The organism is Actinomadura rifamycini DSM 43936 (assembly GCF_000425065.1).
In the GTDB taxonomy this organism is placed as follows: Bacteria; Actinomycetota; Actinomycetes; order Streptosporangiales; family Streptosporangiaceae; genus Spirillospora; species Spirillospora rifamycini.
In genome coordinates, this window is sequence record NZ_AULB01000007.1 from 141,863 (window position 1) to 161,942 (window position 20,080).

The window sequence follows — 20,080 nt, forward strand, 5'->3', positions numbered from 1 at the left end:
CGATGACGACAACCGCGCGGGGACGTCGGCCGTCCTTCTCATCGACGGCTCGCCGCACCGACCCCCTCGGGTATCGTCGGTAACGCATTGATCACGGGGGGCTTGTGAGCAACAGGAGAAAGGGCGCCGGGCGCGCCCGGGACGGCGACGGCACCGCGCCCGACCAGGCGTCCGACCAGGCGCCCGAAGGGACGTCCGAGCGGCCGGAATCCGCGGCTCCACCCCCGCCCGAACCCGAAAAAAGCCGCGAGAACGACATATCTCAGAACGGCGACAAGGCGCCAGGAGCTTCCATCCCTCACGACGACGAATCCCCGCGGACCCCCGAATCGGAACGCCCCGCCCCCGATTCCCCGCCCCCCGCCACTTCCCCGACGCCCCCCGCCCCGGACGCGGACACGAACGGCCCCCGCCCACCGGAACCGGACGCCCCAGCGGACGCCGGGGCGGACGAACCGGCGGACGACACGGCGGACGACGAGACCGACCGCGAGGCCGACGAGGCGAACCGCGAGGCGGACCGCGAGGCGGACCGCGAGGCGGACGAGGCCGCCACGGACGCGGCGAGCACGGCGAGCAGCCCGCCGGAGACGGACAAGGCGAGCGCGGCGGATAAGGCGGATGAAACGGGCGCCGAGCCGGACGCGAGTGACGCGGACGCGGCCGTCCGCCCGTCCGGCGCCGACACCACCCGCGCAGAGGATGAGATCGCCGACGCCGACGACACCGGCGCAGACGAGACCGCCCCCGCTGGCGCCGCCGCCGCAGTCGGCACCGCCGCCGGGGCCGGGGGAATCGACCGCGACAGCGACGACGCGGACGGGGACGGCCACCGGGACGGGGACGGCGCTGCGGAAGGCTTCGGTGATCGGTCCGCGGGAACGGGTGCCGGGGAGACGGCCGTCGATCCGGGCGGGACGCCCGCGGGCGGTGCGGGTCGGGGACGCGCGGAGGGCGCGTCCGAGGCGAGAACTGCGTCGGGGGGCGTGGTGTCCGAGGAAGGACCGGACGGGCCCGGGAAGAAGGGGCCCGGGAAGAAGACGCGCAGCAGGAAGCGGCGGATCATGCGGCGGGTCGTGTTCGCCGTGCTGGGGTTCCTCGGGTTCTGCGCGGCGGCGTTCGCCGTCGCGTACCTGTTCACCCCGGTGCCGTCGCCGCAGGAGAAGGCGCTCGCGCAGGGCCCGATCTTCTACTACGCCGACGGCGAGACGCAGATCGCCAAGACCGGGGTGAACCGGACGGCGGTGGAGCTCGACCGGATCCCCGAGCACGTCCGCAACGCGGTGATCGCGGCGGAGAACGACACCTTCTACGACGACCCCGGGGTCTCGCTCCAGGGCACGACGCGCGCCGTGTGGTCGACCGTGACCGGCAAGCAGCTGCAGGGCGGGTCGACGATCACCCAGCAGATGGTGCGGAACTACTACGGCGGCATCGGCCGGGAGCAGACGATCACCCGGAAGCTCAAGGAGATCATGGTCGCCCTGAAGGTCGACCGGTCGAAGTCGAAGGACTGGATCCTCGAGCAGTACCTCAACACCATCTACTTCGGGCGGAACGCGTACGGCGTGCAGGCCGCCGCGAAGGCGTACTACGGCAAGGACGTCAGCGAGCTGACGGCGGCGGAGGGCGCCTACCTCGCCGCGGCGATCCAGCAGCCGAGCAACTTCTCCGAGCTGACCGAGGAGAACCAGGCGCGCGTCGAGGCGCGGTGGCGGTCGGTGCTCGGCAACATGGCCGACAACGGCATGGTGACGTCGTCGCAGGCGTCCTCGATGCGGTTCCCCGAGCCCGTCGAGCAGCACGTCACGGACATCCTCAAGGGCCAGAAGGGCTACATGGTCAACGTGGCCCGCAAGGAGCTCGTCGAGCGGCGCGGGTACACCGAGGACGAGATCAACCGCAGCGGCCTGAAGATCACCACGACGTTCGACAAGCGGCTGATGGACGCCGCGAAGGAGGCCGTCGAGTCGAACGTCCCGGACGGGACGAGCAAGAAGACCCGGGCCGGCCTCATCTCGGTGGATCCCGCCACCGGGAAGGTCGTCGGCTTCTACGGCGGCCGCGGCTACCTCGAGGAGGCGCTGACCAGCACGTTCGGCGACTGGGCGCAGGCCGGGTCCGGATTCAAGCCGATCGCGCTGATCGCCGCGCTCGACGCGGGCAAGTCGCTGTCCACGACGTACAACGGCAGCTCGCCGATCTACATCAACGGCACCCCGATCAGGAACGACGGCGGCCGCAGCTTCGGGACGGTCAACCTCGCGCAGGCCACCCAGAACTCGGTCAACACCGCGTACGTGAACCTCGGCCGGGACATCGGCAACGACACCATCCTCGAGATGGCGGAGAAGCTCGGCATCCCGTCGTCGCAGATCACCGAGGGCCAGCGGGGCGCCGCGACGCTGCCGCTCGGCATCGTGTCGCTGCACCCGGTGCAGCAGGCGGGCGTGTACTCGGCGTTCGCGTCCGAGGGCGTGTTCCGGCAGCCGTTCACGGTCGAGTCGGTCACCGACAACGAGGGCCACAAGCGCACGTTCACCGAGAAGGGCGAGCGGGCGTTCAGCGCCCAGGACGCCCGGGACGCCACGTACGCGATGCAGCGGGTCGTCCAGTACGGCACGGGGACGGGCGCGCAGCTCCCGGACGGGCGCGACGTCGCGGGCAAGACGGGCACCACGGACGAGGGCAAGGCGATCTGGTTCAACGGGTTCATCCCGCAGATGGCGACGAGCGTGGCGATGTTCAACAGCGACCGCAAGCCGCTCGACATCCCCGGCTACGGCGCGTACGGCGGGGCGCTCCCGGCGCAGATCTGGCGCTCCTACATGTCCGAGGCCGTCCGGATCGCCGACCTGGAGCCGAAGTCGTTCGGCGAGCCGTCGATGCGTCCGGGCGGCGGCTACGGCGGGGCGCCGCAGACCGGCGGCACCGAGGACCGCGACGACCCCGAGCCGTCCGGCCCGCCCGACGGTCCGCCGTCCCAGGGGCCGGAGGAGCCGGACGGCCCGCCCCCGCCGACCGGCGACGGCGGCGGCACGGCCCCGCCCGACCCGGGCGACGGCGGAGGCGACGGCGGCGGCGGGGACGACGGCGGCGGCGACACCGGCGGCGGAGGCGACACCGGCGGTGGCGGCGGCGGTGGCGGCGACGGTGGCGGCGGCGACACCGGCGGCGGGGGCGGGGGCGGCCCGCCCGGCGGGACGGGCTGACCCGCCCCGGTCACCCGTCGCAGACGGCGCCGATCTTCGCGGGGGCGTCCCGCAGGACGGCGTCCAGCTCGGCGACGTCGCCCTCCGCGAGCCGCCCCGAGGCGGCCTGGAGGCGGGCGGTCTGCTGCTGGAGGACGTCCTTCAGCCGCGGATCGTCCGCCTTCTTCGCCAGCGCGTCGATACGCCCCGCGAAGCTCTGCGTCGCCTGCCGCCACGGGCCCCCGTCGGACGCGGACGCCCGCTCGATCTCGTCCGTGAACCGCCGGTACTCCGCGGTGACGGACGCGCACACCTCGTCGGAGTTGCCGCTGAGCACACCGCACCCGCCCAGCAGTCCCGCGGCGCCCGCCAGCAGCACGGCCCCGGCAAGTGTCCGAATCGGCATTGATTCCTCCCGCTCGATGCACGTTCGCCCCCGCACATACTTCCGTATCGCGCCGGGTTCACCGGACCGGTGGAAGGCGCGCGGGACGACGCTTACGCTGTCGGTGGACCGGGACCCGCAATCGGATCCGCGTCACCCTCGCGGACCGGGCCGTCCCGCTGACCTGCGGGGACTCCCGCACCGCCGGACGTATAGGCTCTTTGGTCCTGTTCGCCCATGTAGCGTAGGCAGTCGCGTGGGGACGAGCACGGAAGAAACAGGGGGTGGCGACCGTGGCCGACGCGTGGCGACCCACGTCGGAACTCGAGCGCCGACTGCACGAGAGCGTACGGGCCGGCGACCAGGAAGGCTACTTCCGCGTCCTCGCGGACAGCGAACTGGTCCTGCCCGTCCCGCCGGACGTCGTCGACGACGTCCTCGCGAACACGGCGCAGCCGACGTGGCCCACCCAGGAAGAGGACGGCCGCGTCCACGTCCTGACCTACACGTCCGCCGCGGCGATGCGCGCCTGCCTCGGCCCCTCCTACCGGCACTTCATGACGCTGCGGTTCGAGGACATCGCGCAGAGCTGGCCGGACGCCGCCTGGTGGCTCGCCGTGGACGTCCCCGGGCCCGGCGTCGACGCCGCCCTGCCGATCGAGGCGCGGCTCCCGTCCTGGTTCGTCCGGCAGGTCGCCGAGGGCGACGGGCGCCCGCCCCGCGTCGGCCGTCCCGGCGCGCCCGCCGAGGGACCGTGGGAGGAGCTCCGCGGGCAGCACCGCGACCTGCCCCGCGAGGCCCGCCGGCCCGAGTTCCAGCCCGCCAACGACGTCGAACGCGAACTGCTGCGGGCCGCCGCGAACAACGACCACGACCTCTTCCTGCAGACGCTCGCCGGAACCGAGGTCCTGCTCCCCGTCCCCGAGGACACCGACTACTCGCTGCGCCCCGGCCGCCCCGGCTTCCCGTGGCAGACCCGCGACGTCGACGGCGCCACGGTCGTCCCCGTCTTCACGTCCCCGGAACGGCTCATCGAGGCCGCGCGCGCCGCCGGGACCGGCACCGAGTACATCCGGCTGCCGTTCACCGTCGCGCTCCGCTACTGGCCGCACCCCGACTGGCAGCTCGCGATCAACTCCGGCTCCCCCGCCGGCGGCACCGTCCAGGCGCAGCAGCTCCCCGGCCTCGCGACCTGGGCCGACCAGCGCGCCGCGCAGCGGATGACCGACGGGTTCGAGCCGCAGAACGAGATCGAGCAGCGCCTCTTCGACGCCGCCCGCCGCCGCGACACCGACGCCTTCTACAAGATCCTGCTCGGCGCGCAGGTCCTCGTCCCCGCCGACCCCGACACCCCGTGGGGCGTCGCCCCGGACGACCCCGCGTTCCCGTGGCAGCCCGTCGACGTCCACGGCCGCACGTCCATCCAGGTGTTCACGTCGCTGAAGTGGATGAACGACGCCCTCAGCTCGTCGCGCTTCGTGATGCCGACCCTGCACGAGATGGTCGCCGCGTGGCCCGACACCGCGTGGACGTTCGTCCTCAACCCCGGCACCCCGATCGACGCGAGCATGCCCGGCGACCAGGTCCGCGCCCTCGCGGGCCGCACCGTCCCCGAGGAGCCCGCGACTCCCCCGTCCGCCGCCACGCCCCCGCCGCCGGACGCCCCCGCCGTGCCCGTCGCCCCACCCGTCCCCGCCGGGCCCGAACCGTCCGGCGGCGACCCGTCGCAGACGGCGGTCGACGCCCTCGAATCCCTCGGCACCCGCGTCGCGCCCGGCCCGGACGGCCCCGGCACCGCGTGGCCGCAGCACGACGCCGCGGGCACCGGCCCGTCCGTCCGCGAACCGGCACCGCCGACGGGCGACCCGATCGGCTGGCCGCAGCACGAGCCGTCCGCGCACGCGGGGGCCCCCGGCCCGCAGGCGGACGTCCCGCTGGACGGCACGGGAACCAGCGAACACCCACCCCCGTACGGCACCACGGACCGCCCCTCGGCACCCGAAGGACTCGGCGACCCCGCGCAGCCGCCCACCGGCCCCGAACACGCCCAGGCCCTCCCCGCCTACCCCACCGGCACCGACCCGACCGCGCCCCCCGGCGAACTCGGCCACCACGCCCAGACCGGCGCCGACCAGCCCGCGGCAGCCCACGGGCTCGGCGACCCCGCGCAGACGCCCATCGGACCCGAAAGCGCCCAGGGCCTCCCCGCCCGTCCCGATCCGGCTGCGGTCCCCCATGCGCCCGGCCACGCCGCGCCGACGGCCACCGGCACCGACCAGCCCCCGCCCCTTGAGGGGTTCGGCCAGTCCGCGCAGGGCACCGACGGCAACGGGCCCGCCCCGGCAGCAAGCGGCGCCGACCGGCCCGCAGGCCCCAACGAACCCGCGCAGACGTCCATCGGCGACGAACACGCACGCCCCCAGGGCGTCCTCGCGCACCCCACCGGCCCGACCGCGGCACCCGATGCGTTCGGCGCCGCCCCGACGGCGACCGGCACCGAACCCGCCACGGCCGCGCCCAGCGATAACGACCACGCACGGACCGACGGACTCCCCGGCCAGCCCGCCCAGACCTCCGGCGGCCCCCAGCCCGCCCCGGCAGCGACCGGACCCGGGGGCGACCCGGCGCAGGTGCCTGGCCTCCCCGGTCAACCCGTCGGCACCGACCACCCCGCAACACCCGGCGAACTCGGCCACCACGCCCAAGCCGTCGGTGGTGCCGAGCCCGTCCAGGCGACCGGCGACCAACACGCGCGCACCCCCGGACTTCTCGGGTACCCCACCAGCGTCGACCAGCCCCCAACACCCGACAGGCCCGGCGAGCCCGCGCCGTCCATCGGCGGCACCGACCACGCCCCAACGGCCACCGGAGGCGACCCGGCGCAGCCACACGCGCTCACCGGCCACCCCGGCCAGAGCACCAGCGGACCCCAGCACGGCCCGATAGCAACCGGCGACGCCGAACACGCTGGCACGCACGGGCTCCCTGGCCAAGCCGCCACCGACCAGCCCGCCCAAACCGTCGGCGGCGCCGAACCCGCCCAAGCGGCCGACGACCAGCACGCGCGCACCCCCGGACTTCTCGGGTACCCCACCAGCATCGACCAGCCCCCGGCACCCGGCGGGCCCCAGCACGGCCCGGCAGGACCCGGGGCCGGGGACGACCCGGCAGACGGCCTCCCCGGCCACCCTTCCAGCACCGAACAGGCCCCGACATCCGACGGGCTCGGCAACCCCGCCCAGGCCACCGGCACCACCGGGCACGGTCAGGCAGGGACCGGAGTCGGCGGCGACCCGGCACAGCCACACGGCCAGCCAGCCCAGGCCACCGGCGGCCCCCAGCACGGCCCGATAGCAACCGGCGACGCCGAACAATCACGCACGCACGGACTCCCCGGCCAACCCACCGTCGGCGGTGCCGAGCTCGCCCAAGCGGCAGGCACCACCGGGCACGGTCAGGCAGGGACCGGAGTCGGCGGCGACCCGGCCCAGCCGCCCGGCCAACCGACCCAGGCAACCGGCGGCGAGCACATACCGCCGCAGGGAGCCCCCGGCCGTACCGGCGGCGCCGAACAGACCTCGGCACCCGACGGGCTCGGCGAGCCTGGTCAGACCACTGACGGCATCGAGCCCGCCACAGCGGCGAACGGCGACATCGGGAACGGCGTCCCTGGCCAACCCGCCCACACCGAGCAGGCCCCCACACCCGACGGGCTCGGCCAGCACGCCCAGGCCACCGGCGACACCGGACACAGCCCGGCGGCCGGGATCAGCGGCGACCCGGCACAGCCGCACGGCAACACCGCCCAACCGGCCCAGGCGACCAGCGGTGGCGAGCACGTACCGCCGCAGGGAGCCCCCGGCCAACCCGGCGGCGCCGAACAGACCTCGGCACCCGACGGGCTCGGCGAGCCTGGTCAGACCACTGACGGCATCGGGCACGCCCCGGCGGCCGGGGTCGGCGGCAACCCGGCACAGCCGCACGGCCTCACCGGCCAACCGGCCCAGGCGACCAGCGGTGGCGAGCACGTACCGCCGCACGGGCTTCCCGGCCAGCCCGGCGGCACCGAACAGGCGCCGACGTCCGGGGCGCTCGGCGACCCCGCCCAGGCCACCGACGGCACCGGGCACGCCCCGGCGGCCGGGGGCGACCCGGCGCAGCCACATGGGCTCACCGGCCAACCGGCTCAGGCGACCGGCGGCGAGCACATACCGCCGCAGGGAGCCCCCGGCCAGCCCCGCGGCGTCGAACAGCCCTCGGCGCCCGACGGCCTCGGCGACGACGCACAATCCGCCGACGGCACCGGGCACAGCCCGGCGGCCGGAAGCGAGGGCGATTCGGCACCGCCACACGGGGTTACCGTCGAACCGGCCCAGGCCACCGGCGGCACCGGGCACGCCCCGGCGGCCGGGGTCGGCGGCGACACGGCGCGGCCGCACGACCTCACCGGCCAACCGGCTCAGGCGACCGGCGGCGAGCACGTTCCGCCGCAGGGAGCCCCCGGCCAGCCCGGCGGCGCCGAGCAGACCGCGGCACCCGACGTGCTCGGCCAGCCTGCTCAGACCACTGACGGCATCGAGCCCTCCGCAGCGGCGGCCGGGGGCATCGAGAGCGGCCCGGCAGCGACCGGCGGCGCCGGACAGGCGCCGACGTCCGGGGGGCTCGGCGACCCCGCCCAGGCCACCGGCGGCACCGGGCACGCCCCAGCGGCCGGGGACGAGGGCGACACGGCGCGGCCGCACGGGCTCACCGGCCAACCGGCCCAGGCGACCGGCGGCGAGCACGCACCGCCGCAGGGAGCCCCCGGCCAGCCCGGCGGCGCCGAACAGACCTCGGCACCCAACGGGCTCGGCCAGCCTGCTCAGACCACTGACGGCATCGAGCCCGCCACAACGGCGACCGGCGACACCGGGAACGACCCAGCAGTGATCGGCGGCACCGAACACGCACCGCCGCACGGGCTTCCCGGCCAGCCCGGCGGCGCCGGACAGGCGCCGACGTCCGGGGGGCTCGGCGACCCCGCCCAGGCCACCGGCGGCACCGGGCACGCCCCAGCGGCCGGGGGCGAGGGCGACACGGCGCGGCCGCACGACCTCACCGGCCAACCGGCCCAGGCGACCGGCGGCGAGCACGCACCGCCGCAGGGAGCCCCCGGCCAGCCCGGCGGCGCCGAACAGACCTCGGCACCCGACGGGCTCGGCCAGCCTGCTCAGACCACTGACGGCATCGAGCCCTCCGCAGCGGCGGCCGGGGGCATCGAGAGCGGCCCGGCAGCGACCGGCGGCGCCGGACAGGCGCCGACGTCCGGGGGGCTCGGCGACCCGGCCCGGGCCACCGGCGGCACCGGGGACGGCCCGGCGGCGACCGGTGGTGAGCGCGTGCCGCCGCGGGGGCTTCCCGGGCGGACCGGTGCCGAACGGCCCCCGGCGTCCGATGGTGGTGAGTCGGCTCAGGCGTCCGGCGGGTACGAGCACGCGCAACCGGTGCAGTCCGCCGGTCCGGCCGCGGTGTCCGATGTGCCCGGTCAGGGCGCGTCGGGGGGTTACGGGCTTCCGGGCCGGACGGGCGGGTCGGACGGCGGGCGCGGACTGCGGGCCGTTCCGGACGCCGAAGCGGGGTTCGAGCCCGGCAACCGCATCGACCAGGAGCTGTACGACGCCACCCTCGCGGGGGACTCGGACGCCTTCCTGCGGGTCCTGCTGAACGCGAACGTGCTCGTCCCGATACCGGAGGACGCGCCGCTCGAGGTGACGCCGATCCAGCGCGACTTCCGGTGGGACGCCGCGCTGCGGGACGACGCGGCGGTTCGGGTGTTCACGTCGCTGGTGCGGCTGCGCGAGATCCTGCCGGAGGCGCGGTTCGTCTACGCGGACTTCCGGGAGCTGATCGGCGCCTGGCCGCGCGAGGACTGGGCGATGCTGCTCAACCCGGGGACGCGGATCGGCGCGTCGCTGCGGGGGGAGCAGGTGCGGGCGCTCAGCGAGTGGGCGATCCGCGTGGGGCTGATCCAGGCGCGGCCGGCCGCGCCGCCGTCCCGCGAGCCGCGGCCGGAGCCCGAGGCGCGACCGGTGCCGCAGCCGGCCGCGGACCCGGACGACCGGGTGTCGCAGCTCGCGATCATGCAGAAGGTCGTGCCGCACGGGCATGTCGCCTGGTACCTGGAGCAGGGGTACGACCGGGTCGGCGGGTTCGTGCATCTGACGAGCGACGTGGCGGAGTTGCAGACGCCCGCGCAGTTGTACGAGGCGCTGGGGCTGCTCTACGACGACTCCCCGTTCGCGCCCGGGGACGAGGGCGTCTACGTGATCCGGTGGCCCGCGTACTGCCCGGACGTCTACCGGGTGCCGTTCGGCGGCGCGACGGAGGCGGAGATGGCCGCGTGGGGCGAGGCCGGGTGGGTCGTCGAGCGGGCGCCGTTCGTCGGGACGGGGTTCGCGCCGGGCAGCGCGGGCTCGATCCGCGAGTTCAAGGTGGACAGCATCCGGCTGCCGTACGGGTCGGAGATGTACTACCTCGCGCCGGACCGTTCGGAGCGGTTCGTGGCGATGTACGACCCGGACCGGCTCGGCTGGCTGCGGCCCGAGCCGGGCGCCGAGGGCGGGGACGGACGGACGGAGGCCGCGCAGTGATCCGGGACGGGTACGTCGCACGGTGGCTCGGGCGGGACTTCGAGGCGTCGCCCGGTGCGGACGGCGAGGTCCGGCTGTACACGCCGGATCCGACGGAGGGGTTCGAGGAGCTGCGGCCGGGCCGGTACCGGCGGGTCGTCCCGGCGTCGGAGGTCGAGGAGCTGCGGTACGTGCGGACGGCGTGCACGTGGCGCGGCGAGCCGTTCGTCGTCGTGGGCGAGCACGAGTCGTGGGTGCGGGTGGAGTACACCGGCGGCCGGGCTCCGGCCGCCGAGCGGCTCGGGCTCGACCGGATCGACCACGGGGTGTGGCAGGCGTGGGCGCCGCGCGCCGAGGTGGAGGACGTCCGCCAGGAGTTCGTCTGATCGGGGGTTGATCCGGGCCGGGATCCGTGTTCGCATGTGTCCGGGGCCGATCCCCCCTTGCGTTACGGCCGTTCATGAGACGACGGAGGTGCTGCGGCGGTGGTCTGCCGACCGGCGGTGAAACCGCTCTTCGTAGGGTTCGCCGCCGCGGCGGTGCTCGCGGCGGGCGGTGCGTCCGCCGTCGCGGCCACGGATCCGACCCCGACGCCTTCGACGTCCCCCTCGGACAGTCCCGCTCCCACGCCGACGGAGACGCCCGGCACACTCGCCGTGCAGGTCACGGTGCCCCCCGAGAAGTTCGAGGTGGGGGACGAGGCGAAGCTGACGACGCACATCGCGGCGAAGGACGGGACGCTCGAAGAGGTGCGGATCGTGGGCGTCAAGGCGACGTCGACGGGTCCGAAGCCGATCGTGGCGAGCGACTGCGCGGAGCCGTTCGAGTCGGCGGCGTGCGTCATCGGGACGGTCGGGAAGGGCGACAAGAAGGAAGTCATCACGACGGTTTCGGTGCCGGAGTCGGCGAAGAAGGACGTCAAGGTCACCCTCGTCGTCACGGTCGGCGCGGCCGGCGTGGAGGAGGACGTGCCCGCTGAGGCGTCCGTCACGTTCAAGGCTCCGCCGCCCCCGACCGGCGGTCCGACCGGCAAGCCCACGGGCAAACCGACGAAGACCCCGTCTCCGAGCCCGTCCGGCGGGAAGGACGACGACGAAGGTTCGTCCGGTTCGTCCGGTTCCGGCGACTCCTCCGGGTCGAGCGGCTCGTCGGGCTCGTCGGGGTCCGGCGGGTCGGCCGACGTGGACGTGCCCGACTACCCCGACACCTCGCCGAACGCGTCGTTCGGCGCGCGGAGCCCGGGCGTGGAGCTGCCGTCGATCTCGGCGCCGAGCCCGTCGGTGGCGCCGAACCCGGTCCCGGCGACGCCGCAGAGCCGGCTGCGGGAGAACAAGGCGCCGGTCGCTCAGGAGCTCACGTTCGAGCGGATGGCGAGCACGCAGGTGGCGTGGCTCGCGGCGCTGATCGTGGTGTTCGGGCTGCTGCTGACGCAGGTGCGGCTGGGGCGGCGGGCCGCGATGGCGCGGGGACGGGCGCCGCGGGGGCAGCACCGGCGGACGCGCCGCGGCATGTTCGGCCGCTGAGCCCCCGTCAGCCGCGCAGCAGCGCGTGGCAGGCGATGGCGGCGGCCGCCGTGACGTTGAGGGAGTCGACGCCGTTCGCCATGGCGGCGGCGCTCATCGGGATGCAGACCCGGTCGTCGGCCTCGTCGAGCCAGTGGGACGACAGGCCGTCGCCCTCCGAGCCGAGCATGAGGGCGACGCGGTCGCCCATCGGGGCGCCGTCCAGCGGGGTGGCGGACTGGTCGGGGGTGAGGGCGAGGAGCGTGAACCCGGACGCGCGCAGCTTCGCGAGGTCGTCCCGCCGGTTCGCCATGCGCGCGTAGGGGACGGCGAAGACGGCGCCCATGGACACCTTGACGGCGCGGCGGTAGAGGGGGTCGGCGCACCGCGGGGACAGGACGACGGCGTCGACGCCGAGGGCGGCGGCGCACCGGTAGATGGAGCCGACGTTGGCGTGGTCGACGAGGTCTTCGAGGACGAGGATGCGGCGGGCGTCCGCGACGACGGCGTCGACGGGCGGCAGCGGCAGGCGGGCCATGGACGCGAGGGCGCCGCGGTGCACCTGGAATCCGGCGATCTCCTGGAGGACGTCGTCGGCGGCGATGTAGACGGGGGCGTCGAGGCCGTCGAGGAGGTCGGCGAGGGGGTCCGCCCAGCGCCGCGCCATGAGCAGGGACCGGACGGGGTGCCCGGCGGCCACCGCGCGGCGGATGACCTTCTCGCCCTCGGCGACGAACAGTCCGTGCTCGGCCTCGAGGCTCTTGCGGAGGTTGACGTCGCGGAGCCGGACGTAGTCGGCGAGGCGCGGGTCGGTGGGGTCGGTGACGGGGACCAGGGTGGCCATCCCCCCATTGTGCCGGGCCCGCAAGGCCGGTTACGGCCATGCGGCGTCGTTGTGTGCCCGCGCCGCTACTGTGGTGCAGGATGCCAGGTTCGTCCAAGCATACGCTCATGACCTGCGTCATTAACAGTTTTGCGCTCTTTGTAACCTCTATGTCGTACTACTACAGTGCCGGGGAACATCGGCCGGGTTTTGGGTGAATCGAGGGCAGCCATGAGCGGACGTCATCGCAGTGACTTCCCCGAGGGGGACGACGGGTGGGACCCGTCCAAGCCCATCTTCGGACCGGCGAACGACGGATCGTCCGACTGGTTCGGCACCCGGGACCCGCAGACCCCTCCGGCCGGGCAGGGCGGGACGGGACGGCCCGGTGAGACCGGCGAGTGGTCGGGCTCGCGGCGGTCGTCCGAGCAGCCCTCGTACGGCGGCCCGTCCGGTACCGGGGGGTACGGCACAGGGGGGTACGGCACGGGGGGTTACAGCACCGCGCGCCCCGAAGGCTCCGGTTCGTCCGGTGGCTACGGGACGGGCGGGTACGGCGGCGGCTCGGGCGCCTACGAGCAGCCCGGACGGCAGGGCGGTCCCGGTTCGGGCGGTTACGCGGCTTCCGGCGGGACCGGCCCGTACGGCACGCCGCCGGAGCGGTCCCCGGAGAGTTCGCCCCTCGCCGGCACCGGATACAGCGAGTACGAGTCGATCCGCGGCTCCGACGAGACCCCGTCCGGGTTCTTCGGCGGACGGGCGGGCGGCGGCTCCGGCGGGTCGGGCGAGTACGGCGGCTCGGGCGAGTACGGCGGGTCGGGCGGCTACGAGTACGGCCGGAAGCGCAAGAAGAAGAAGCGGAAGGGCGCGCTGCTGGGGCCGCTGGCCGGGGCGGTCGGCCTGGTGGTGCTGCTGGGCGGCGGCGTGTACGCGTTCGCGCAGAGCGGCGGCGGCTGCTCGGGCGACGACGCGATGACGCTGTCGGTCGCGGCGGCGCCCGACATCCAGCCGGTGATCGTGAAGGCGGCGGGCCGGTTCAACGACGCCGGGCACGAGGTGTCCGGGAAGTGCGTCCAGGCGCACGTGAAGTCGGCCGAGCCCTCCGCGGTGGCGACGCTGCTGTCGGGGCAGGGCGTGGCGGCCGACTCCGAGGACCGCCCGGACGTGTGGATCCCGGACTCGTCGCTGTGGCTGTCGCGCGCGGCCCGCAACGACGGCAAGGCGGAGGTCGCGTCGTCGACGTCGGTGGCGAAGAGCCCCATCGTGATCGGGATGCCCTCGACGCTGGCGCAGCAGCTCCAGCAGAACGGCGTCACCTCGACGCCGTCGTGGGACAACCTGCTGAAGGCGGCGGGCGGCGTCGCGGGCGGCGCGGTCACCAAGAACCAGATGATCCCGGCCGGGTCGGTGCGGCTCTACGTCCCGGACCCGATGCGGAACGCGGCGGGCATGGGCTCGCTGATGGTCACGAGCACCCTGCTGGCGAACGACCCCAACCGCGACTCGATCTTCACCGGGATCGTCCGGACGGTGCGGGAGAGCCAGGTCCCGACGGTGGACGCCCAGTTCGAGCAGTTCGGCAAGGGGCAGGGCGGCGGCAGGCAGCCGATCTCGCTGTCGTCGGAGCAGGCGCTGTGGTCGTTCAACCAGAAGAACCCGAAGGTCTCGGCGGTGGCGCTGTACCCGATCGAGGGCACGCTGTCGATGGACTACCCGTACACCGTCGCCGCGCAGGACGCCGGCGAGCGGGAGGCCGCGAAGCTGCTGGAGGAGGCGCTCGGCGACTCCGCGACGCAGGAGGACCTGCAGGCGGCCGGGTTCCGCACCTCCGACGGCAAGGCCCCGGCGGGGTTCAGCGAGCAGGGCGGCGTCAGCCAGGCCCGGCCGCGGCAGCTGCCGGCGCCGAAGACCGAAGAGGTCAACAACGTCATGCAGGCGTGGGCGAAGCTGACGCTCGGCCTGCGGATGCTGACGCTCATCGACGTGTCCGGCTCGATGGCGGAGATGGTCGACGAGAACACCAACCGGCTGCAGGCCATCGGCGCGGTGGCGCAGGGCGGCCTCGGCATGATGTCGGACGACACCGAGCTGGGCCAGTGGCTGTTCTCCACGAACATGAAGGAGGGCGCGCCCTACGAGGTCGCGGTGCCGATCGGGCCGCTCGGCGAGCGGATCGGGTCCAACTCGCGGCGGAACCGGGTGCTGTCGATGCTGAGCAAGATGCGCCCGAACCCGACGGGCGACACGGCCCTGTACCGGACGATGCTGGACGCCTACGAGAAGATGAACGAGACGTTCAAGCCGGAGTTCGGCAACTCGATCCTGCTGCTCACCGACGGGAAGAACGACGACGCGGAGGGCCCGTCGCTGGACGAGACCCTCAAGCGGCTCAAGGACATGCGCGACCCGAACAAGCCGATCCAGGTCAACATGATCGGGTTCGGTCCGGGCGTCGACCGCAACGAGCTGGAGAAGATCGCCGAGGTGACGGGCGGCGGTGTGGCGGTCGCGCAGACGCCGGAGGACATCCAGAAGATCTTCCTGCAGATGCTCTCCCGCCGCATGACGTGACACTTCCGACACGTTAAGTAGTTTCCACTTTTTCCGCATAGATCTGTCAACCGGGCGCCGGGGTCGCCCGTCGAACATATGGAGGCCCGACGGGGAGCGGGGCCGTCGGGCCTCCGACCTACCTTCCTCCTCTCCGGCCCAGCGCCGACGCCCTCGAGCTCGGCGGCCGGGAGAGTCGAACGCTCCCCCCCTGTCTCACCGGCCCGCCCGTCCCTGCCGACGCGGACGGCGGCCGTGCTCTCAGCCCGCGGGAGGACCTCGTGTCCGGATGGCCCACCTTCGATCGCGCCGACGACGAACGGTCGGCCCTCGCCCTGGCGGGCGGCGACCCCGCCGCGCTCCTCCAGGTCATGGACCGCTACGCCGCCCGCCTCTACGACTACTGCCACGCGCTGCTGCGCGACCGCGACGAGGCCGCCGGGGCGCTGCACGACGCGCTCGTCGGCGCGCACGCGCAGATCTCGCGGCTCCGGGAGCCGCACCTGTTCCGGGCGTGGCTGTACGCGCTCATCCGCGCCGAGTGCCTGCGGCGGCTGGGCGACCCCGGCCGTCCGGTGGAGCGGCACGAGGCGCCCGAGGTCGAGGACGGCTTCCTCGGCGAGGACGAGCTGGCGCGGCGCCTCGAGGCGCGCCGGCTCGTGCGCGGCGCCCTGGCGGTGCTGCGCGGCCGCGAGCGCGAGTCGCTGGACCTGATGCTGCGGCACGGCCTGGACGACGCGGAGATCGGCGGCGTCCTCGACATGGACGCGCCGGAGGCGGCCGAGCTGACCGGCGCCGCCCGCGCCCGGCTGGACGACGCGATCGCCGCCGCCCACCTGCTGCGCACGGCGCCGGACGCCTGCCCGCACCTCGCCGGCGTCGCGGGCGGCGGCGACGCGTGGCCGCTGCCGGCGCCGGCCGTCCGGGACCTCGTGCGGCACGTCGGGTCGTGCCCGCGGTGCGCGCCGCACGTCGACCGGTCCCCGTCCGCGGGACGGCTGCTGGGGCTGCTGCCGGTCGCGATGATGCCGCACGACCTGCGCGGCCGCGTGATGACCACGGCCACCGACCCGGCGATGGCCGCCGAGTACGCCGCCGTCGCGGACCGGTCCGGGCCGTTCGACGAGTGGGGCTGGCCCGTCTCCGGCGACGGCGCGTCCGGGGCCGCCGCCGGGACGTCCGGCGGCGCCGGACACGGGGACGGGCGGGACGGGCGCGGGCGGCGCGGGCTCCTGCCGGCCCTCGGCGCCGGGGCCGCCGTGGTCCTGGTCGTGCTCGCGGCGTTCGCGATGATGCCGGACGCGTCGGACGAGAGCCCGCTCGGCGCCCGTCCCGGCCCGAGCGGCACCGCCGCCGTGGCGCCCGACCCGTCGCGGTCGCCCGCGGACTCGGCGTCCCCGTCGGAGTCGCCGTCCCCGAGCGACACCCCGACCCCGTCGGCCACGCCGTCGACGACGTCCGCGTCGCCCAGCCGGTCCGCGACGCCGCGCCGGACGCCGACGCGCTCGTCCCGGCCGTCCCGCCCGTCCGGCCCGGACGGCGGCGGGCAGGCGTCGGGGGCGCTGCGGGTGGACGGCGGCGGGTGCAGCCTGAGCGGTTCCGGCGACGGGTGCTCGATTCCCGTGCGCGCGGTCGGCGGCCCCGTGCGCTGGTCGGCCGGCGCGTCGGCCCCGCTCTCGGTCTCGGGCGGCGGCACGCTGGCGAGCGGCGGCAGCGGCGCCGCGAGCGTGTCGCTGTCCTGCTCGGAGCCCGGATCGGGGACGGGCGCGGTAGCGTTCTCCCCCGGCGGCGCGTCGGTCCAGGTGTCCTGGACGTGCCCGGGAGGGGACGACGGCGACGGGCAGGGCGGCGGCGCGGACGGGTAGCGACCGGCCGGTCATGAGACCCACATCACTTCCGCGCGCGTAGTACCTGATCAAGGCGCGGAAACGGCCACGGGGCGTGCGTCGCCCGTCACAAAGATTCGGTCATCAGGGAGAAATCCGCGAAATTTGGTGGCAAGATCGGGCAACCAGAGCGCCCCGGCGGACGTCGGCGCTCACCGGGGGCACACGATCGCACACACCGAAACCGACCGAGGAGGACACCCGTGGCCGGTGAGCCGAGGTCCGGGCAGCACGACGCCGTCCGGCTGACGGAGTCGCTGCGCGCCGGGGACGTCATCGCGCTGACCGAGGTCTACGACGCCTACGCGCCGTTCCTCTACGACTACTGCCACGGGCTCCTGCGCGACCGCGTCGAGGCGGCCGGGGCCCTGCGGAACTGCCTGATCGCCGCGCGCGAGCACGCCGACCGGCTGACCGAGCCGGAGCGGCTGCGCGGCTGGCTGTACGCGATCGCCCGCAAGGAGTGCATGCGGCGCCGCGACAGCCCCAACCGCCACACCGGGCAGGAGGCGCCGGAGGCCGACGACGGCCTGTCCCCCGAGCAGCTCGCGCGCCGCGACGAGCGCCGCAAGCTCGCGCACAGCGCGCTCGCGGCGCTGAGCGGGCGGCAGCGCGAGACGATCGACCTGCACGTCCGGCACGAGCTGGACGAGGTCGACCTGTGCGGCGTCCTGGGCGTGCCGCTGGAGGACGTCTACCCCCTCGTCGAGCAGACGCGCCGGGACCTCGGCGCCGGGGTCCGCGCGGCGCTGATCGCGCAGCACCACCTCCGGGACTGCCCGGCGGCCGCCGGGCTCGCCGACGCCTGGCCGCTGCCGCCGCAGGCCGCGGCGGCGCTCGTCCGGCACGTCGCGGAGTGCCAGGCGTGCGGGTCGCGGGAGCTCCAGGTGCCGCCGCCGGACCGGCTGCTGGCGGTGCTGCCGATCGCCGCCATCCCCGCCGACCTGCGGCTGGACGTGCTGACCGCCGCGACCGCCGAGGACCGCGCCGGGAACCGCCGCGCCATCGCCGCGTGGACCGAGCCGTTCGACGAGTACGGCTGGCCGCTCCCCTACGAGCCGACCGTCACGCGCGCGAAGGAGAAGCCGCAGCGCAAGCGCGGGCCGGTGTACGCGGTCGCCGGCGCGGGGATCACCGCGGTCGTGGTGCTCGCCGGGGCGCTCACCGCGTTCGGCGGCGAGGACGACGGCACGTCGGCGCTGCCGGAGATCAGCGTCCAGCCGAGCATCAGCGAGGCGACCGGCGGGCCGGTCCCGACCGAGTCGAAGCCGGTCGACCCGTCGCCGACGAGCTCGTCGCCGAGCCCGACCGAGTCGGCGTCGCCGTCGGAGTCGCCGACGCCGTCCGAGACGCCCTCGCGGACGCCGACGTCCACGCGTCCGGCGGAGCCGCCGCCGAGCACCCGGGCGCCCGAGCGCCCCTCGCCGGGGACGCTGCGGGTGTCCGGATGCAGCATGGGCCGCGACGAGTCCTGCGCCGTCACGATCAGCGCCGTCGGCGGGCCGGTGAGCTGGCGCGTCACCGGGACGTCGGGCGAGGTCAGCGCGAACGGCGGCGGCCGCCTGTCGCCGGGGGAGAGCGCCACCGTGGCCGTGTACCGGCCGGACTCGTGGTGCTGGGGGGAGAAGTCCGGTTCGGTCTCCTTCTCCCCCGGCGGATCGGCCCCGGTGTCCTACTGCTGACGCGGCCCGCGGGTCAGAACGTGCCCGTGTCGAGGACGCGGTGCGCGCGGGCCAGCAGCACCGGCACCGCGTCCCCGATCCGGTCGAAGCCCTCGCCGACGGTCGCCTTCTGCAGGTACCGGGCGTGGATGCCCTCGAGGATGACCGCGAGCTTGAAGCAGGCGAACGCGACGTAGTAGTCGAGGTCGGCGACGTCGAAGCCGGTCAGCTCGGCGTACCGGGCGGCGAACTCGGCACGGGTGAGGAACCCGGGCGCCGCGGTGATCGTCGCGCCGACGGGCAGCAGCTCGTCCTCGGCGTCGGCGGCCTCCGCCCAGTACACGAGCGTCAGGCCGAGGTCCGACAGCGGGTCGCCGAGCGTGGACATCTCCCAGTCGACGACCGCCGCGATCTCCGGTTCGGGCTCCAGCCGGGCCAGCGCGTTGTCGAGCCGGAAGTCGCCGTGCACGAGCCGGGCCGGGGCGTCCGCGGGCAGCCGCTCGCCGAGCCGCGCGACGAGCCGGTCGTACTCGGGCAGGTCGCGGACGGCCCCGGTGGCGCGGATCGCCTCCTGCGAGCCGTCCCACTGCTTGCCCCACCGCTTCAACTGCCGCGCCATGTAGCCGTTCGGACGGCCGAAGTCGCCGAGGCCCGCGGCGTCGACGTCCACGGTGTGGATCGCGGCGAGCGCCCGGACGAGCGCCTCGCTGAGCCCGCGCGCCTGCTCGGGGCTCATCCCCGCGGCGTCCTCGCGGGTGCGCAGGACCTTGCCGTCGACGAAGTCCATGAGGTAGAAGCGGGCGCCGATGACGTCCTCGTCGTCGCAGAACGCCAGCGTCCGCGGCACCGGGACGGACGACTTCCCGCCGAGCGCGCTCAGCACCCGGTACTCGCGGGCCATGTCGTGGGCGGTGGGCTGGACGTGCCCGAGCGGCGGGCGGCGCAGCACGATGCGGCGGCCGCCGCCGTCCGCCCCGCCGTCCAGCGCGATGCCGTAGGTGAGGTTCGAGCGGCCGCCGGCGATGAGGTCGATCGCGGTGATCCGGCCGCCGCCGGGCAGCGCGCCGGCCAGCCAGTCCGCGAGGCGGGGGACGTCGATGCCGGGGACCCCGGCCGGAAGGTCTGCGTCAACGGTCATGACGCCCTATTAGAACGCGACTCGGTTCGGAAGGTAAACCCCCGCGGGGTTTGGGTGCGGTCGGATGTCCTTGCTCACCGTAATTAATCGGCCACATCCGGCCGTCGCGTCACACTGATTTACCGAGCGTCAAGTGCCAGTGTTGACTTGCGCCGGATTCACCCCCGCATGGACCGGTTCATGAGAATCTCGCCCGGCTTTTCGGCACCGCGCCGGGCTCCGGGACCGCGGGGGGCCGCGCGAGCGACGACGACCCGGGTGAAGTGGGCACCCGGGGCGACGTCGCGGCCGCCGACACCGGCCCGTGGCGGCAAGCTGGACATTCCGGTCTCGCTG

10 protein-coding genes are annotated in these 20,080 nt (G+C 75.0%); 7 read left to right on the plus strand and 3 right to left on the minus strand.

Annotation, left to right across the window (positions count from 1 at the left end; all coding sequences use genetic code 11):
* Positions 1-104: 104 nt before the first annotated feature.
* The gene (locus H505_RS39610) at positions 105-3,212 is read left to right on the plus strand and encodes a transglycosylase domain-containing protein (protein ID WP_157432886.1); all 3,108 of its coding nucleotides are present in this window, start codon (positions 105-107) and stop codon (positions 3,210-3,212) included.
* Between the two features lie 10 nt (positions 3,213-3,222).
* Here the strand turns inward: H505_RS39610 and H505_RS0103310 are convergent, their stop codons facing one another.
* The gene (locus H505_RS0103310; RefSeq protein WP_125621187.1) at positions 3,223-3,597 is read right to left on the minus strand and encodes a hypothetical protein; all 375 of its coding nucleotides are present in this window, start codon (positions 3,595-3,597) and stop codon (positions 3,223-3,225) included.
* 263 nt (positions 3,598-3,860) lie between these two features.
* On the opposite strand from H505_RS0103310, the gene H505_RS0103315 reads away from it, so the two are divergent.
* The 3 genes from H505_RS0103315 (at position 3,861) to H505_RS49665 (ending at position 11,707) form a co-directional block, all read left to right on the plus strand.
* The gene (locus H505_RS0103315) at positions 3,861-10,205 is read left to right on the plus strand and encodes an SseB family protein (RefSeq protein ID WP_026400826.1); all 6,345 of its coding nucleotides are present in this window, start codon (positions 3,861-3,863) and stop codon (positions 10,203-10,205) included.
* Positions 10,202-10,570, plus strand: a complete 369-nt coding sequence (locus tag H505_RS0103320) for a hypothetical protein (protein ID WP_026400827.1) — start codon at positions 10,202-10,204, stop codon at positions 10,568-10,570. The genes H505_RS0103315 and H505_RS0103320 overlap by 4 nt, the downstream gene beginning before the upstream one ends.
* 270 nt (positions 10,571-10,840) lie before the next feature.
* Complete coding sequence (locus tag H505_RS49665; protein WP_157432887.1) at positions 10,841-11,707, plus strand: hypothetical protein; 867 nt, start codon at positions 10,841-10,843, stop codon at positions 11,705-11,707.
* 7 nt (positions 11,708-11,714) lie between these two features.
* Here H505_RS49665 and H505_RS0103330 read toward each other — a convergent pair whose 3' ends face one another.
* Positions 11,715-12,530, minus strand: coding sequence for a TrmH family RNA methyltransferase (locus H505_RS0103330; RefSeq protein WP_026400829.1), 816 nt, complete (start codon positions 12,528-12,530; stop codon positions 11,715-11,717).
* Between the two features lie 210 nt (positions 12,531-12,740).
* Between H505_RS0103330 and H505_RS0103335 the strand changes: the two genes are divergently transcribed.
* From H505_RS0103335 to H505_RS0103345, 3 genes are all read left to right on the plus strand, one after another.
* Positions 12,741-15,080, plus strand: coding sequence for a substrate-binding domain-containing protein (locus H505_RS0103335; RefSeq protein ID WP_026400830.1), 2,340 nt, complete (start codon positions 12,741-12,743; stop codon positions 15,078-15,080).
* Between the two features lie 260 nt (positions 15,081-15,340).
* Complete coding sequence (locus H505_RS0103340) at positions 15,341-16,924, plus strand: sigma factor (protein WP_026400831.1); 1,584 nt, start codon at positions 15,341-15,343, stop codon at positions 16,922-16,924.
* Between the two features lie 224 nt (positions 16,925-17,148).
* Positions 17,149-18,627, plus strand: a complete 1,479-nt coding sequence (locus tag H505_RS0103345) for an RNA polymerase sigma factor (protein ID WP_026400832.1) — start codon at positions 17,149-17,151, stop codon at positions 18,625-18,627.
* A gap of 13 nt (positions 18,628-18,640) precedes the next feature.
* Here the strand turns inward: H505_RS0103345 and H505_RS0103350 are convergent, their stop codons facing one another.
* Complete coding sequence (locus H505_RS0103350) at positions 18,641-19,744, minus strand: phosphotransferase family protein (RefSeq protein WP_026400833.1); 1,104 nt, start codon at positions 19,742-19,744, stop codon at positions 18,641-18,643.
* Between the last annotated feature and the right edge of the window lie 336 nt (positions 19,745-20,080).

What these genes read in the sequence shown, in the direction of transcription:
- H505_RS0103335 (WP_026400830.1), top strand. Translation starts at nt 12,741, where the DNA reads ATGAGCGGACGTCATCGCAGTGACTTCCCCGAGGGGGACGACGGGTGG.
- H505_RS0103330 (WP_026400829.1), bottom strand. Translation starts at nt 12,530, where the DNA reads ATGGCCACCCTGGTCCCCGTCACCGACCCCACCGACCCGCGCCTCGCC.
- H505_RS0103350 (WP_026400833.1), bottom strand. Translation starts at nt 19,744, where the DNA reads ATGACCGTTGACGCAGACCTTCCGGCCGGGGTCCCCGGCATCGACGTC.
- H505_RS0103310 (WP_125621187.1), bottom strand. Translation starts at nt 3,597, where the DNA reads ATGCCGATTCGGACACTTGCCGGGGCCGTGCTGCTGGCGGGCGCCGCG.